Raw genomic sequence first — 16,724 nt, forward strand, 5'->3', positions numbered from 1 at the left:
CACTTCTCTTTCAACATTCATTTGTTATCTCACCTTGACTACTCGTTTGAAATTCCGGATCCGTTTCGAAAAATTTCGGTCTGATTACATTAGCAAAATACACATATCCGAGGAGGATGAGCAAGCTAGCCAGCAAAAATGGAAGTGTATAGTTTTTACCTGCTAAGATCGTTCCTATCATAAAGGCTGCTAATGCAGAACCAATGCTGCGGAACACCGCTCGAACCCCGGCATACAAATCGCGTTCTTCATCTTTGAACGAGGACATCGATAAGCTGTCGACCAGATTTGTCAGCATCGTAAAAACCCCTCCTCTTATTAGTAAAAGTCCCGAAAAGAAAAAGGCCGGAATGTTCAAAAATAAAATAAGGCAGAGAATACTATTTATCATATAAATGTAAAAAAGTGTCTTTTTCATCCCAAATCGGTCTATCATCGACGGCGAAAAAACAGAACCAATGAACAATGCCAGGCCATTTAAAGCCAACAGGATCGACACAGCCTCATTCGAGAAATCAAAGCGAAACTTGATAAATAAGTTTAAATAAGGCTGTAAGCAGGACACTGCTCCGCCAGTAATCAGGGAGAATACCGCAAAAAATAGTAATTTTTGCTGAAGTTTGCGGGAATTCTTTCCCTTTGTTCGATAAAACACCTTCCGTTTTGATGCGGTTCCCTCTTTCATTTCCATTTTTGTCTGACGTAAAGGTTCCCTCCCCTTCTCAGACGGAAGCAGCCCTCCCCTTGCACAAGCTAATAATAGAAATAATATCGAGGTGGCTATTAATGTGTTTTGGTAGCCCCTCCCAGAAAGCTCAATCCAATTCGGCAAAAACCCCCCAAGCAATGTTCCCACTCCGGTAAAAGCGGTAAAGACGGCAAATAAAAAGCTGTATGCCTGAGTTTCTTCCCTTTTTGAACGGCTATAATGGAACAAAAGCTGTATTTCCGTCGTTTCTACAAGGGTCAGACCAATCGATACGATAAATTGAGCCCCCAAAAATAAGGCAAAGCTTTCCGCAAAAGCAAAAATGCTGCATCCAATGGCAATACTCATGATCCCTGAAACCAGCAGCTTTTTTCGGCCGGTTTTTTTGGCCAGAATGCTCACAGGGATTGCAAAGATTCCCATCACTAAAATTCCCATTGATGTGATAAAGCCTATTTGCTTTTCGGAGATACCCATTTCAATGAAATGAAGATTCAAAATCAAGGTGAACATTCCAATGCTCAGCCCGTACAGTGATTCAGTGGCCAAAAAACGTTTCACACCTGACGGCAAAGATAGAAATTGTAATGACTGTATCATAGAGTGTTTCAACCTTTCATGTTTGTAGAAAAGTGGAAGAGTACGTTTCAAAAATGCTTTCTTTTAAAGGCTGTTTTCGTAAACTTTGTTGCTATTTAACCAAAAAGAGGCGTGGTTGATTTCCGCTCCAGGATGCTCGCTTTCCGCGGGGCGGGCGGTGAGCCTCCTCGGCGCCTTGCGCCTGTGGGGTCTCACCTGTCCCGCTGCTCCCGCAGGAGTCTCGCACCTTCCGCTCCAATCAACTTTTTTTCAAAACCTATTTAAAAACAACAATCTTTTAGAAAACAGCCCTTTTAAAACAAAATGGATGAACCTAGATTCACCCATTCGATATGTTATTTCAAACCTGTTGTTTGTACACCTTCAACAATTTTCTTTTGTGCCAAGAAAAATAGAACGAGCGGAACAATACTAATTAAGAAAGTTACGGCCATGATTCCATTCGTATTTACATCATGAACACCTTTAAATTGTGCTAAACCGAGGGTCAACGTATATTTACTTTGGTCATTTAAGAAAATCAATGGTCCTAAATAATCATTCCAGCTTCCTAATATATTGAATACCGCAATTAAAACAATCACTGGCCATACTAATGGTAAATAAATTTTATAATAAATTTGGAACACATTCGCTCCATCTATTCTTGCAGCTTCATCCAATTCCTTTGGAATCGACATGATGAATTGACGCAATAAGAAGATATAAAAGGCGGAACCGAACCATGAAGGAATAATTAACGCCTTCAACGTATTAATCCAGCCAAATAAATTAAATTCCATATATTGTGGAATCATGGTTACATCCCATGGGATCATCATTGTCGCCAGCAAAATAATAAATAGGACATCACGCCCTTTAAATTTAAACCGGGCAAACCCATAAGCAACGAGAGTAGAAGAAATGATCTGTCCAATTGTTGTTAGCGCTGTTACAATCAAACTATTAACTAAGAAAACATTAAATGGCTGACTGTTCCATGCCTTTGCAAAGTTTTCGAAATGCCATTCGGAAGGAAAAAGTTTTGGCGGATATTGAGCAAGCTCTTCCGGACCTTTTAATGATGTCATAACCATCCAAAAAAATGGCAGCAGAAATAAAAGCGAAAGGGCAATTAACAAGCCATACACAAAACTTTTTTGTAATCTTTTTTTACCTTTCATGCTGCGGGCACCTCCATTTCTCTCTTTATTTATCATTTTTCACTTCATTTTCGTAATACACCCACGTACTAGACGATTTAAATACGAGCAAGGTTAGGGCTAATACAATTAGAAACATAATCCATGCATTTGCAGATGAATATCCCATTTTAAAATATTTAAATGCATTTTCGTATACATACATCGCATAGAAATAGGTTGACTGAAGTGGTCCCCCACCTGTTAATACTAACGCAAGAGTTAGCTGCTGAAACGCACCAATAATCGTCATAATCAAATTAAAAAGAATGGTTGGTGATAATAAGGGAACGGTAATTTTGAAGAACTGAAAGATTTTCCCCGCTCCATCAATTTCCGCTGCTTCGTATAAATCTTGGGGTATATTTTTCAATCCAGCTAAAAAGATCAGCATCAGGGTCCCTTGGCCCCACAAACTAGCAATAACCATCGCAACGAGTGCCCAGCTTGTGCTATTTAACCAATTCGGCCCTTCAATGCCAATTAAGGAAAGTAAATAGTTCAATATTCCGTATTCCCCATCGAAAACACTTCCCCAGATCATCGCTAAAGCAACGCCGGAAATGACAGACGGAACGTAGAAAAACGTACGGAATAAGGAGCTTCCCTTTACCTTTTGATTTAATAAAATCGCAAGTAATAAGGCCAGAATAATGTTTAAGGGAACAAAGAAAAGAGCAAACTTCACAGTGACCCATAAGGAGTGCCAAAACATCGGGTCATTTGTAAACATCGTAGTATAGTTGGAAAATCCAATAAACTTCTTCTCTCCGACAATCGGCCAATCAAAAAAACTAATAACAAATGAAAATAGTAACGGTCCAAGTGTGAATACAACAAATCCGATGATCCACGGTGCAACGAATAAATATGGAATAAGTTTACTCCATTGTTTTTTCCTCTTCATTTGAATTGATGAAGGTGTTATACTTGCGCTCAAGCCCGATTTCATAAAAACCTCCTCCTGCCATTTTCTAAGGGCTCTACACCACTAAGGAATGTAGAGCCCCAACACCTTTTACTTATCTAAATATTTCTCAGAATCTTTCACTGCTTTATCAAACAGCGGCTTCCCGTCTTGTCCGAGCATGACAGCATTAATCGCCGCAGACAGGTTGCGATTTATTTCGTTCCAATTTTTATTCAGTAAAAACGCAGGTGTGTTTGTGGCATTTTCTAACATTGTATAAAATGGCTTATATAATGGATCTTCGTTTACTTTCGTTTCTTCGACGATACTCTTACGAACCGGCAGATCGGCAGTTCTCATCTTGATTGCTTGTTCTGAAGAGTAAAATTTCACAAACTTCCATGCTAAGTCTTTTTGCTTTGAATCCTTAGCAATGGAAATAGAAGAGGATGAGATTAATCCTTTTACAGGTTTGGAACCGAATGAAGGGATCATAGCAGTTCCGAAATCAACTTTCGCATCTTTATAGCCTTGAATTGGCCAAATGCCGTTTATTAACATACCAAGTTTATTGGCTTTAAAAATCTCACTTGCACTTTGTTGATTTTTTCCACCAGTTGAAATTGCCATTCCATCTTTCACCATATCTCCATACATTTGAAGCGCTTCTACCGTTTCAGGGCTATTCATTGCTCCATCAATTTTCTTTCCATCATCGCTGATAAAGCTGCCGCCATTACTCCAAACCAAACCTTGTAAATCATACGTATCAGGCTCAGACGTTACAGCAAAGCCATATTGTTTTTTGCTTTTATCTGTTAACTTCTTCGCAATCTCTTTAAATTCATCCCATGTCCAACCTTCTTTTGGATAAGGAATCTGGTATTGATCAAAAAGCTTTTTATTGTAATATACGACCATTGTTGAAAAACCTGCCGGCATTCCATATAATTTGCCGTCCACTTTTGAATAGTTAAACAAGCCCTCGTAAAAATCGTCCATTTTAATATCAGGATCTTTCTGTACATATCCATCTAGTGGTTCAAGCGATTTGTTATACGTAGTAAAATCCCACATATACATAACATCAGGTGGATTTTTTGCTCCGAATGAGGCGGCGATCTTTTGATCAAATCCATCTCCGTAAGCCTCAACCTGCACCTTTACATCTTTATTTTCTTTTTCAAAGGCTTTAGCAATATCCTGCTGAATTTTCAATGTATCCCCTGTATCCCAGGTTGCAAAGCGGAGGACGGTTTTCCCATCCTTTTTCCCATCTCCGGATGAATTGTTTGAACTGCATGCGCTCATGACAAGGACAACTGCTGCTATAAGCAGCGAAAACCACATTTTCCTTTTCTTCATAGGACCCCTCTTTTCGTCTATTTTTTCATTATTAAAAAATTTAACCGCTTTCATTTTATCTTGTATGAAAGCGGTTAAACACTTCTATTTGTTTTATAATTCGTGCATTTTTACCTTACTTTTATTTTTTATCGTCATTTTGTTAGCTATTTGTCGTCTTTTTGTTGGATTCGATAATTAGATGGCGGATACCCGGTGCACCGTTTAAACCACTTACTAAAATATTTGGCATCTTGAATTCCAATCTGCTCACCAATCTCTTGAATGTTCACGCTGGAGTCTATTAATAACTGTTTGGTAAGCTGGAGTCGTTTCTTTTCGATAAATGAATGAATGCTGTCACCCATTTTTTTCTTAAATAAGGTGCTTAAGTGACTCCTGCTCATTCCAACCTCATCGGCAATGTCTGATACTGTCATCGGGTTTGATAAATTTCTTACAATATACTCCACCGCATGTAGAATTACAGTTGGATAATGATGCAAGTGCCCATCCCTTCGCTGGGCTTGATGGAACCCCCTCACGGATTTCATCCATTCTCCCTTTCCAGATAAAGGACCTGCATGAATCCAATTCAAGTCTGGTTGTGCTACCCTTGTTTCTGTTAAATGTGCTAAAAATTCTGTATGAAAAGACTCTTCAATAAAGAAATAGGTTAAATTTGTTCCGAATGTTAAAGTGACAAATTTAGTTGACGGAGGAAAAATCTCCTGACCGGAGGGAGGCATATTTTGAACGAAATAGGCAAAATACGAATCATTCATCCATCTCCATTTATCACTGAAGAGCTCGTCCAACCGTTGTTCGAAGTCATTTTTATATCCACTAAGCCATAATAGAAAGCATTCTTGGAATCCGGAAAAATCCGTATCCGCCTTTTTCGGCGTTCCTTCAATTTCTTTTTTAAACGCAGTTAAAAAATGCTCTAGCTCTTGATCATCAAATACTGTTTTTAATAAATATCCGGAGGCGCCTAGCTTTAATCCTTCTTGTGCATACTCAAAATCCTTATGGCAGCTGAGCAAGAGGATTTTCGTATTAGGTGCGTGGGCTTTTATTTTCCTTGAAAATTCTAGTCCATTCTCCTCTGGCATGACGATATCAGTTATGACAATATCAGGTTGATGGTTTAAAAATTCCTCCCAGCCCCGTTTTCCATTCGGAGCATCCGCGACCACGGTCATCCCAAACTTTTCCCATTCGACTGTTGCTCTTAACCCTCTGCGAACAATCGTATCATCATCGACAATTAATACTTTAATGATTCCCGTTTTCATCATATTGATCTACCCACCTTGCCGGCCAAGTTATTGTAATGGTCGTTCCTTTACCGACCACTGAATCAGTATTGATCAAAAAGTCCTTCACATAATGGATATAAAACTTCTGATTTACATTGTATAATCCGATTCCACCCCGTACTTTCTCATTTGGCCTCGTAAATAATGTTTTTAGCTTTTCCTGAGGTATTCCTTTCCCATTATCCTTAATGATGAGCTGAAAATAGTTATTACTCTCAGTAAACTCTAGATCAATATTTCCTTTACCATCCTCAAAAGCATGGAAAAAAATATTTTCAAGCATTGGCTGTAACGTCATCCTTGGAATCAACCCTCGTTCAAGCTTCTCGTTCATTTTCAAGGATACGTGAAAGTTAGGCCCATATCTTAACTCTTGAATGGCAAAGAAATGCTGAATCGACTGTAGCTCTTCTTTTAAAGAAATCAATTCAATATTAAAATTTAAATTTCCCTCTAGAACCTTTGTCAAATGCAAAAGCATTTTTCCAATTTCCTCATTCCCATCCAATCGAGCTTTCCACTGAATCGTATTTAACGTGTTAAACAGAAGATGAGGATTAATTTGATAGTGAACCGCTTTCATTTCAGCTTCTCGCTTTGTTGATTCTTTTTCCCTTACTTCCTCCATTAATTGCCTTATTTTCCCGACCATCCGATTAAAATGCAAACCAAGCTTCCCGATTTCATCCTTTGTATTGACGGTCAGCTTTGCATCAAATATCCCCTTGCTCACTTCATCAATGGCAAATTTCAGCTTCAAAATTCCTTTTGTAAACTGATTGGAAAAAACATAAGAAAGGATGAGAGCTAGTAAAAAAGCAATCAAGATCCCGATCGAAACCATTTTGAGTATCACTCGAGAAGATTGATAAAACTCGTCTCGGGGTACGCGAATTTCAAATTCCCAATTATTGATTCTTGTGTGCTCCATCCAAATAATATCATCGTCCCGATTTTCCTCGACACTTTTAGTATGATAGAGCAGTTGACCTACTTCATTTCTAATTGTAATTCTTGAATGGAGATCCTTCTCCAATACCGACATTAATTCGTATAAATCGTCTATATTTGTTTCAATTAATAGATAACTATTGTTTAATGCACCGTAGGAGAATTTCAATGGAACAATTAAACCAAGGACATGATGGGAAGTATTGTTTTTATAATAGGACGGTTGGTAAATACCAATTTCTGAGTTTCCACTCCAATAAATTCGCTTCCAGATATCCTGTTTCTTAAATTGTTCCACATTAAAGTCAGAATCTCCGTAGTAAAAGCCCGAAGATGTAATGACATATATCCCTCGGATGTTCGACTTTTTATGAGCCTGCAAAAGCCTCTCTAAATTATTCACTTCTTTAAAATCCGAATACGTTTGCGGCTCCTGATGCTGTAGATTAACAGACGTACTATCTGCTAAATATTGTTGAATTTCAGCTGCGCTATAATACATATCCTCCAATATTTGGTCCAGCTGTGTTTTAATCTTTTCGCCGGCAAAATGATTATAGTTTGATAACTTTCCATTCACCACTCTCGACGATTGATCATATGAAATAATCCCTAATGTTAACAGTGGAATTAACGCCACGATCAAAAACATAATAAACAGCCTTTTTTGTGTACTAAGATTAAGCATAAACATCGTATGTTCCCCCACCCAAGTTGGCTACCCCTATATGAAAACAATACTTGATTCATATATTTAAGAAAAGGATAATTTTATTTCCAAATAGTTTCAGGCACCATTTTTGGGAAAACAGGGGTGCATAGCCGTATAGCATTAATAATGTATCTAGCACCTCTTATATTGCTTTAATATGGAAGATAAATGAAGAATAGTCCTTTTTAATCAGCGGCATGTCTTTACCGATTTGCATCAGTTCGTCTCCATAAAAAGGGTGCTCAGCGTTGTTTATTCTGTATTTCAGCTTAGGATTTAATCCTCGTAATTTGAGACGGAAAAAGGGTGGATTCGGCGTTGCCAGCGTTTTATAGTAAAAAACAACCGCCTGTTCTTGGCTCGGTGTAACATACATCCATGCAGTGTCCATACCTTCAAATGGACTTAACAATCGATACTGGTCACCGAACAGAACAATCTCCTTAATTTGATGGTAAAGACGGATTTGTTCTACTATCACTGATTTATCTTCATTGCTGAGCTTGCCGACACTTAATTCGAACCCTAAATTGGCTGCCATTGCCACATGACACCTCATTTGTATAGGTGTCATTCTTCCTACCTGGTGGTTCGGCACATCCGAAACATGCGCTCCCATGGTAATCGCCGGATAAACGATGCTTGTTCCATATTGAATTTTTAACCGTTCAACCGCGTCTGTATCATCACTCGTCCACGTTTGCGGCATGTAATAGAGTATGCCAGGATCAAAGCGGCCGCCGCCACCCGAGCAGCTTTCAAACAAAATCTCAGGAAAGCGCTCGGTTAATGTTTCTAAAATCCGATACAAACCAAGCATATAGCGATGAGCTGTTTCCTTTTGCATTTCAGGAGGAAGTGCTGCCGATCCCACCTCTGTCATATTTCTGTTCATATCCCATTTTACATAGGATATTGGTGCACTGGAGAAAATGTTTGTGAGAGTTCTTATTAAAAAATCACATACTTCTTCCCTGCTTAAATCCAGGACGAGCTGGTTTCGGGAAAGTGTCCGGCTTCGCCCCGGTACATGCAGACACCAATCGGGGTGTTTGCGGTACAAATTGCTATCAGGCGATACCATTTCCGGCTCTACCCACAAACCAAATTGCATCCCCTTATTTTGAATATAATCTGCCAATCCCTTTATGCCATGTGGGAGTTTTTTCTTATTGACGACCCAATCACCAAGAGAGCTCTTATCATTATCACGGTGTCCAAACCAGCCGTCATCAAGGACAAACAACTCAATTTCCAGTCCTTTCGCCACATCTGCAAGTTCCTTTAAAATTTTTTCGGTAAAGTTAAAATAGGTGGCTTCCCAATTATTGATTAGAATCGGGCGTGTTTTGTCGCGATAAACACCGCGGCACACCCTGGTTCGCAATAGTTTATGAAAGGTCCTCGACATCCCGCCAATGCCTTCTGAAGAATAGACCATTACTGCCTCCGGTGTTTGAAACATTTCACCTGGCTTATTCAGCCAGATAAAATCAAACGGATTAATCCCGATACTGATCCTGGTTGTATCAAAAGGATCTACTTCGATGGAGGCTTGAAAATTCCCGCTATACAATAGACTAATCCCATAAACATCACCCAACTCTTCGGTTGCATCCTTTGAAAGTAACGCAAGAAATGGATTATGCTGGTGGCTGCTTGCGCCTCTTGTGGAAGAAATTGATTGAATTCCATGGAGCAGCGGCTGGCGTTCGATATGACGCTCCCTTGCCCATGTTCCATGAAGGTGCAGCCAGTCCCAATTCGACTCGTGGAAATCCACTGACATACTCATACATTTATGTATTTCAATAGCATAACTGCCAAGATGCTCGAAGGACGCTGATCTTGTTATTACATCAAGGTCACGGTAAATCGTATAATTGAGATTCAATCCAATCCCCAATATGGAATCTACCATTGTAATTACTAATGTATCTGCCTCAGAATCATCTTCAATATAAGAGGAAGGCAACCCTTTAAGCGGACGCTTCCCTTTCAAAATCTCATGGGAATCATATACAAATTCCGTAATTGTTGAACCATCATGGGTACGAAGCAGATAGGCAGGCTTTCGGAAGTCCCCATTCCCAAATGCAGGGTACTCTTGCGGGAGTATATCGAGTGAAAATTTGAGGTCATCAGGCTCTGTCGTTGGCGAAAATGCCCTTCCTTTAAATGAGAGTATGGATGAAGGCTGCAGCACCTGCACTCGCCTGCCCCAATATAAATGTGCCGGATACTTTCCATAAACAATTTGAATTAGATAACTAACTTTCTTATTATATAAATGAAACACTTGATCTGCTTCATTCCACTCAATCGGCATGAAATCTCACTCCTAAGAAAAATATTTATACTATTATATTTACGGATATGGTGAAAATGGTGTCAGGTACCACATAAAAATGAGAAATTTTGCGGATGATAAGTTGGGAAAGGTGTTTTTTCTTTTTTATCTTGTTATTTTTTCTAGAAATGAATGTAGGACGTGTAATAATGCAGCATTTGAATTATCTAATTGAACATTTTGGCTATATGGGGATAATTATTGCCTTAATCGGCGGCATAATTGGACTGCCCATCCCTGATGAGGTTCTGCTCACCTATGTGGGCTATACTATTTTTGCAGGAAAATTAGCATACCTGACTTCTCTCTTATGTGCCTTTATTGGGGCGTGTTGTGGAATTACGCTTAGCTTCATTTTTGGTGTCAAATTAGGTATACCGTTTTTACATAAATTTGGCCCTAAACTTCATATCAGTGAGTCTAGGATTGATCAAACAAGGAAATTATTTAATAAATTAGGTCCGTTCCTGCTCATCATCGGTTTTTTTATTCCTGGAGTACGGCATATTACGGCATATCTTGCAGGAATTAACCAGTACTCCTACAAAAAGTTTGCCATATTTGCCTATACAGGGGCGATTATCTGGTGCTTTACCTTTATCACTTTGGGCAGAGTACTTGGAGGGAGCTGGGTTATGGTTGGAACCTACCTTTCTAGATATAGCATATATTTAATCATCCTTTGTCTTTTCGGATTCATTATTTATTATTCCTACAGGAGAAAAAGGAGAACACTGAAAAACGCTTCATCGTGACTTTTCAACAACACCAACACAAAAAGATGCCCTCAGTTAATGAAGAGCATCTTTTTTAGTGGAAACAAAATAAAACCTTATCATCAAGCAACTCAATACCGTCCACCAGACAAACACAAATCCACAAACGGTGCTTGACACCACAAGTTGTATCCCCATAGTTGTAACAGGAACATGAAAAGGAATAGGAATAGGAATTGTAACAGGAACACCCTGCTTCGTTACCAGCCGCGGCTGGCTCCGCCACCGCCTGATGATCCACCACCACCGCCGCTGGAACCTCCTCCTCCTCCTCTGCCTCCGCCCCGGGAAATGATAGAGAGGATGAGATAGGTGAGAGTGCCGCCAAAAAACTTAAAATCGAGAAATACGACCACCACCACAATAAGGATAATTAACCAGGATGGAAACCCTGCCTCTTTATCCTTTGATACCGCTGGATTCGCTGCTGTCCTTTCTCCACCCTCAATGCCATATTCGGCTAAGACTTCTTTCGCTATTGCCTTATAAGTTTCTACTACGGCATTATTCGGCTGTTGATTTTTTAGATAGGGGATGGCATATTCATCCAGAATCCGGCCAGCCTTTCCGTCTGGAATCCTACCCTCCAGCCCATATCCAACTTCAATTCTTACCTTGCGTTCTTTCATCGAAAATACGAGCAATACACCATTGTCTTCCTTTTTGCTTCCGATTCCGTATTGCCGAAATGCCTCATTCGCAAATTCCTCTATCGCTCGGTCCCCAATTGTTTCGACTGTCAAAACTGCAACCTGTGCCGTTGTTTGATCTTCAATGCTTCTGCCTAAATTGATTAATTCTGCTCTTTCTGTTTCGGTTAATATAGCGGCAAAATCTTGTACATAAATATCTCCTACTGGAGCAGGAATTTGGACATCCTCAGCAAGTGCAGTGGCTGCACATAGAAAAAAAGTGAAAAACACCAAAATAAAGCTGAAGACCCTCTTCGCTTTCATTATCCATTGCCCCCAAAGTCAACCTTTGGTGCTTCTCCAGCTTTAGGATCCGCTTTGAAATATTCTTTTTCATCAAATCCGGCGATACCCGCGATAATAGATCCCGGCAGTCGCTTAACCTTTTTGTTATAAACCGCTACTTGATCATTGTAATCTTTGCGGGCTACGGCGATTCGATTTTCTGTCCCAGCAAGTTCATCCATTAATTGGGTAAACTGCTGGTCTGCTTTCAGGTTGGGATAATTTTCAACGACTACAAGCAACCGGCTTAAAGCACTAGATAATTCGGCGTTCGCTGTCGCTTCCTCCTGCGGCGTATTTGCACCTGCTAGTCTTGCTCGTGCATCTGAAATCGATGCGATGACCTCTTTTTCATGTGAAGCATACCCTTTTACGGTATTCACTAAGTTTGGAATTAAATCGAGCCTTCTTTGCAGCTGATTTTCGATTTGAGCATATGACTGGTCTACATTTTCTTCTAGATTGACAAAGCTGTTATAGCTGGACATGAACATGAGGCCAAAAATAACAATAACCGCGACCACAATTCCAATCCCTAACCATCCTTTTTTCAAACTAACCACGCTCCTTTCTCCCCTATAGTATCTACCACTTGAAAAATTTGTTCCCATTCTCAGCAATAAAAATCATATTCCGCTTCATTCAATCAAACGTTTAATTAGTTTTTCAACAGAGTGCATTTTCTAAAAAGCCATACACTCATAGCCTAGAGCCCACTCCAATCAAATTCACAGCTCACGTATATTGCTGATCTTTTACACCATCAGTAAAAATACAAGTTCTACATATTTGGTTTCCATATCTCCCTCTTGGGGAAAAATTCTTCATTTTTCCTTAAGCCCCTGCTCTTTGTTAGTTAAACCTCATGATGGTCTGTTATCGAATTCCTCAGTTGCTAAAAAGTTACAATAAGGTATGAGCCGTTTGGCAACTTCAAACTCTCGGTTTTTTGAGCCTGGACGCCAATTCACTTCAAAAATCCATAGGTTTTGCTGCTGATCTACCCCAACATCAATACCAAGCTCATCAAATGGATTATTATAAAGAGATTCAAAGTGGGAGGCAAACGCTAATGCGAATTCTTCAAGAATACATTTCATTTTCATGTAGTCTTCTTTAAATTCTTCCTTAAGAAAAGGAATCAATTCACCACGATATCCGCCACTGCTTATATTACTAACCATCTTCTTATTACCACTAATACGTGGATATATTAATGTAATCTCCCACTTTCCACTTCCATTTTTTTGAACATGCAACCGATAATCGTGTGTTAATCCAGATTTCGTTTTACATTCAATAAAAGGCTGCAGCAAATATTTTTGATTAAGTATAACTTGATTTACCAAAGCCTCTAATTGCCTCTTTTTATAAAAAAGTGTTTTAGATCCATCCATCCATTGATACATATCCTCTTTTACTTTTTTAATAAAAAAAATTCTTTTACCATGATTTCCAGTTAACGGCTTTATTACAGCAACAGACTGCGTCTCTAAGAATGAAAAAAGGTCATTTGCACTTTCTAAAATTGTTGAAGGAATTAAATAAGAGGCAAATGTTTTTGCCTTCTTTACCCTTTTATAAACACTTATCTTATTACCGACCGGGTAACTTGTAAAAACAGCGACTCTTTTTAACCTCTCTACAACCATTACATGTTTATCGTTTTTGGGATTACAACTGTTAATAATGACCGTAGGAAAACCCACCTGTTTTTCGATCCATTTTCCCTTCTCATAAACCCAGCCATTAACGATTTTTCTGTCAAAATCTACACCATTAAAAGTAAAATAAATAAATTCAATACCTTCCATTTTTGCAACTGCTGCAAATGGATATGCTTTCTTAACTCTACCAGGATCTTTCCGATTGTGAAGCATCCCAATAAGCACCATGACCTCACGTCCTTAAAGAGGTTCTAAATAAAATCTTATCTCATTTGCTGCTGTAACCGCTGCATGTTTTGCACTTTCAGCTGTGTCAGAAACAGCAATAACATATGCATACCGATCGCCCATCGATTGGGGTTTCCTTAACACAGCCCCTTTTTTAGGCTTAACGAAAACCTCCTTAACTCCATTATGTTTTAAAGCTCTACCCTTCCCTGTCACCTTTATTAATTTTCCTTTAGAATCGACAATAAGATATTTTGCATAAACATATTTCATAACGGATTTTTCTAGGTTAGGTTCTATGCCTAAGAATAACTTGATGGTTTCTTTGACCAAGTTAATCCCTGTACCTTCCTGAACAATTCGATTCATTGCCCCACCGGACATTCTCGGATTGATTTCAATCAATTTCCACTGGCCATTTACGTTACGCATTTCTAGATGACATGTTCCATTTATTAATTCCAGCTTGCGTATTATACTAAAAACGGCGTTTTCCAATTCTTCATATTCTTCCATACTTAATAAGGCAGGATAAATGTAACCAGTGATAATAAAGCGGTGACCATTTAAAATCTCCTGTTCAATAACGGCAATAATGAAAATCTCCCCGTTTACCACCATGACTTCAATTAAATATTGTGGTCCAATTAGATATTCTTCCATTAAAATAGCTTTGTTTGGGAACTTTTTATTTAAAAATTGCAATCCTTCACTTAATTCATAAATTGTATGGACAGGCAATACATCTTTTGATCCATTGGAAACGGGTGATTTTAAAACAAGCGGAAAATAACCATCAAATTCTTCAATAAATTTGTGGATGGATTCATCAGATTGAAGAACAGTAAAGTGAGGGGAGACAGGAAGTCCCTTTAGATTTGTACGGAAACGAGATTTATCCTCGATAATCGACAAAGCGTCTACCGACAATTGGACAAGTCCCAACTCTTCTGAAATCTTTCCTGCATAAGAAACAAATGGGTCAATGAAACTGATAACAGCACGTATCTGCTTTCCATCCAGTTCCAAATCTTTGATAATCGAGAGAATTTTATCTTTCTCGAATAAATTTTCTACAAACATCATTTGTTGAACCTCAGGGAATTCATTTCTTTGACGCATGAATTTTTTTCGATCCGTTAATAAAACAGTAAAGTATCCCATTTCAGTGGAGGTGATGAGGGCTTCTTTACTTGTTCCAGATTTATTACTTCCTATAAAAACGATTGTTTGCATACCAACCATTCATCCCCTGTATAACAATTTTTGAAGAAAAGCGGAAGCGCCCGTTTATCGGCGTATGACTGGAGCGCTTCGACTGAGATAAAGGAAACACGGAGAGCGATAGCGATCCGATGTTGACTTATCGTAGGGAGAAGAGCGAAGTCTACTAGCCGCTGGGCGATGGAGCTGGACATTTAAAGAAAACTCACCGACTGGCAAGCCGTTAGGCGAAGACAGAGGCGTAGTTGTACTTATGCCTGATAGGAAAGTTATACTTTCCTATCGGCAAAGAAAAAATGGATATACCATAAAGTATGTAATTAAAAAAACGAATGACACTTAAAAACCGCTATGGACAAACACAGCGGCTTTTGGCAATTCTTATTAGGTAAATCGATACTTTTCTACTACCTTTCGGAATGAAGGGTCCATTTTACCCAGTGACATTTTAAATAAAATCATCATTTCTTCTTTACGAATTTCAGCTAGTTTGGCTTCCAATTCCTTTGCATCCATAACAGGATGAACTTTATCCTGGGACATTCCTAATGCAATCGCGCTTTCCCCTGTCAGCCTAGCTGATGCACCAACTGTAATTAAATGATCGACCCCGCCAACATCTAATATCGTTTTTCCCATTTGAATATGCTGTTTGTTTACTTGATTTCCCAGACGCTGCATTTTCCCAAGGACGAGTACTTCTGTCTTTCCGTCTGAGGTCTTTTTAAGAACATCGATGGCAGACTTTACAGAGCTCGGATTACAGCTCCAAGTATCATCAATCACAGTTATATTACCCGTACCATTATAAATTTTTACATGCCGTTCCATTGTTCTATACGTACTTAGCCTTTGAATCGCCTCTTCGATTGGAATACCAAGAGCAGTTGTTGAGGCAATGGCTGCTAGACTATTATATACATTGTGCTCTCCATACCCAGGGATAGACACTCTATATTCGTGGTTCTCAACATGCATAGTATAAAGCATCCTATTATTCTCAAATTGGATATTCTCAGCTCTATATTCAGCTGCCGGATCCTTACCAAACGAAAGGACCCTTCCTTTAAATGAAGAAATCGGTAAGGATTTGATGTTCCCATCATCGGCATTGATGAACAATATTCCTTCATCGGATAGAACGTCAAACATTTCTCCCTTTGCCTTAATATATTTTTCCAACGTCCTGCAGCCTTCCAAATGTGCTTCTCCAATGTTCGTAATAATCCCAATAGTTGGTTTGAAATATTTCCCACTGCTCTTTATATTACCAGGATATGCAACACCCATTTCAAATACCGCTGCTTCCGTTTGATCATTTAATCCCAGCAAATAGTGCAAGTTTAAATGAAGTCCATTTTGACTGAAAAGGGTAGAATGGACCTTCATAGTTCGGTTTAAAATATGTTTAATCATGTCCTTTGTTGTTGTTTTTCCACATGTACCGGTTACCCCGATAACAGGAATCTGAAATAGATTTCGATAATAATCGATAAATTTCCAATATGAATCCTTACTATTCGTAACCAAAATGACATTTGCTGTTCCGTCTACACTTGGGAGGAGCCCTTGATCTTCTGTTACAATCGTGTAATTCGTTTTTTCCAGTAAGGAATCGGCTCTAATTGCTGTCTTACTACTGTGAAAATATAAAGATTTTTCACTTAGATTATTTAATTTCTTTACTATTTTTCGAATCTCATCGTCAGGATTTCCTTGCAGCAGTTTCCCATTTATCTTGCCAATAAAATCAGATAGTTTGAGAGTTTTCAT

At 38.9% G+C, this 16,724-nt stretch carries 13 protein-coding genes; 1 reads left to right on the forward strand and 12 read right to left on the reverse strand.

What is annotated here, in order from left to right; genetic code table 11:
• Positions 1-10: 10 nt before the first annotated feature.
• From V7150_RS01940 to V7150_RS01970, 7 genes are all read right to left on the reverse strand, one after another.
• A complete protein-coding gene (locus V7150_RS01940) occupies positions 11-1,309 on the reverse strand; it encodes an MFS transporter (protein ID WP_335513097.1) in 1,299 nt (432 codons plus the stop codon).
• 335 nt (positions 1,310-1,644) lie between these two features.
• Positions 1,645-2,472 carry a carbohydrate ABC transporter permease gene (locus V7150_RS01945; RefSeq protein ID WP_335513098.1) on the reverse strand — a complete coding sequence of 276 codons (828 nt, stop codon included), beginning with the start codon at positions 2,470-2,472 and terminating at the stop codon, positions 1,645-1,647.
• Positions 2,473-2,497: 25 nt separating this feature from the next.
• Entirely contained in the window at positions 2,498-3,397 is a 900-nt protein-coding gene (locus tag V7150_RS01950) for a carbohydrate ABC transporter permease (protein ID WP_420490243.1), read from the reverse strand.
• 111 nt (positions 3,398-3,508) lie between these two features.
• Complete coding sequence (locus tag V7150_RS01955; RefSeq protein WP_335513102.1) at positions 3,509-4,765, reverse strand: ABC transporter substrate-binding protein; 1,257 nt, start codon at positions 4,763-4,765, stop codon at positions 3,509-3,511.
• Between the two features lie 146 nt (positions 4,766-4,911).
• On the reverse strand, positions 4,912-6,045 hold the full coding sequence (locus tag V7150_RS01960; protein WP_335513104.1) for a response regulator transcription factor: 1,134 nt from the start codon (positions 6,043-6,045) through the stop codon (positions 4,912-4,914).
• The gene (locus V7150_RS01965; protein WP_335513106.1) at positions 6,023-7,711 is read right to left on the reverse strand and encodes a sensor histidine kinase; all 1,689 of its coding nucleotides are present in this window, start codon (positions 7,709-7,711) and stop codon (positions 6,023-6,025) included. Before V7150_RS01965 ends, V7150_RS01960 begins: the two co-directional genes overlap by 23 nt.
• Before the next feature lie 160 nt (positions 7,712-7,871).
• On the reverse strand, positions 7,872-10,058 hold the full coding sequence (locus V7150_RS01970) for an alpha-galactosidase (RefSeq protein WP_335513108.1): 2,187 nt from the start codon (positions 10,056-10,058) through the stop codon (positions 7,872-7,874).
• 170 nt (positions 10,059-10,228) lie between these two features.
• Here V7150_RS01970 and V7150_RS01975 point away from each other — a divergent pair, with 170 nt between their 5' ends.
• Positions 10,229-10,834: a DedA family protein gene (locus V7150_RS01975; RefSeq protein ID WP_335513221.1), complete on the forward strand. Its 606-nt coding sequence runs from the start codon at positions 10,229-10,231 to the stop codon at positions 10,832-10,834.
• A 221-nt stretch (positions 10,835-11,055) separates the two neighbouring features.
• On the opposite strand, the gene V7150_RS01980 is transcribed toward V7150_RS01975, so the two are convergent.
• From V7150_RS01980 to V7150_RS02000, 5 genes are all read right to left on the reverse strand, one after another.
• Positions 11,056-11,811, reverse strand: coding sequence for a TPM domain-containing protein (locus tag V7150_RS01980; RefSeq protein ID WP_335513110.1), 756 nt, complete (start codon positions 11,809-11,811; stop codon positions 11,056-11,058).
• Complete coding sequence (locus V7150_RS01985; protein WP_283921580.1) at positions 11,811-12,386, reverse strand: LemA family protein; 576 nt, start codon at positions 12,384-12,386, stop codon at positions 11,811-11,813. Before V7150_RS01985 ends, V7150_RS01980 begins: the two co-directional genes overlap by 1 nt.
• Before the next feature lie 309 nt (positions 12,387-12,695).
• Entirely contained in the window at positions 12,696-13,727 is a 1,032-nt protein-coding gene (locus tag V7150_RS01990; RefSeq protein WP_335513112.1) for a YheC/YheD family endospore coat-associated protein, read from the reverse strand.
• Between the two features lie 12 nt (positions 13,728-13,739).
• Entirely contained in the window at positions 13,740-14,963 is a 1,224-nt protein-coding gene (locus V7150_RS01995; protein ID WP_335513114.1) for an ATP-grasp domain-containing protein, read from the reverse strand.
• 372 nt (positions 14,964-15,335) lie between these two features.
• Positions 15,336-16,724: a UDP-N-acetylmuramoyl-tripeptide--D-alanyl-D-alanine ligase gene (locus V7150_RS02000; protein ID WP_335513116.1), complete on the reverse strand. Its 1,389-nt coding sequence runs from the start codon at positions 16,722-16,724 to the stop codon at positions 15,336-15,338.

Origin of the sequence: Neobacillus drentensis, from assembly GCF_036965245.1 — a bacterium.
Classification (GTDB): Bacteria; Bacillota; Bacilli; order Bacillales; family Cytobacillaceae; genus Neobacillus; species Neobacillus drentensis_G.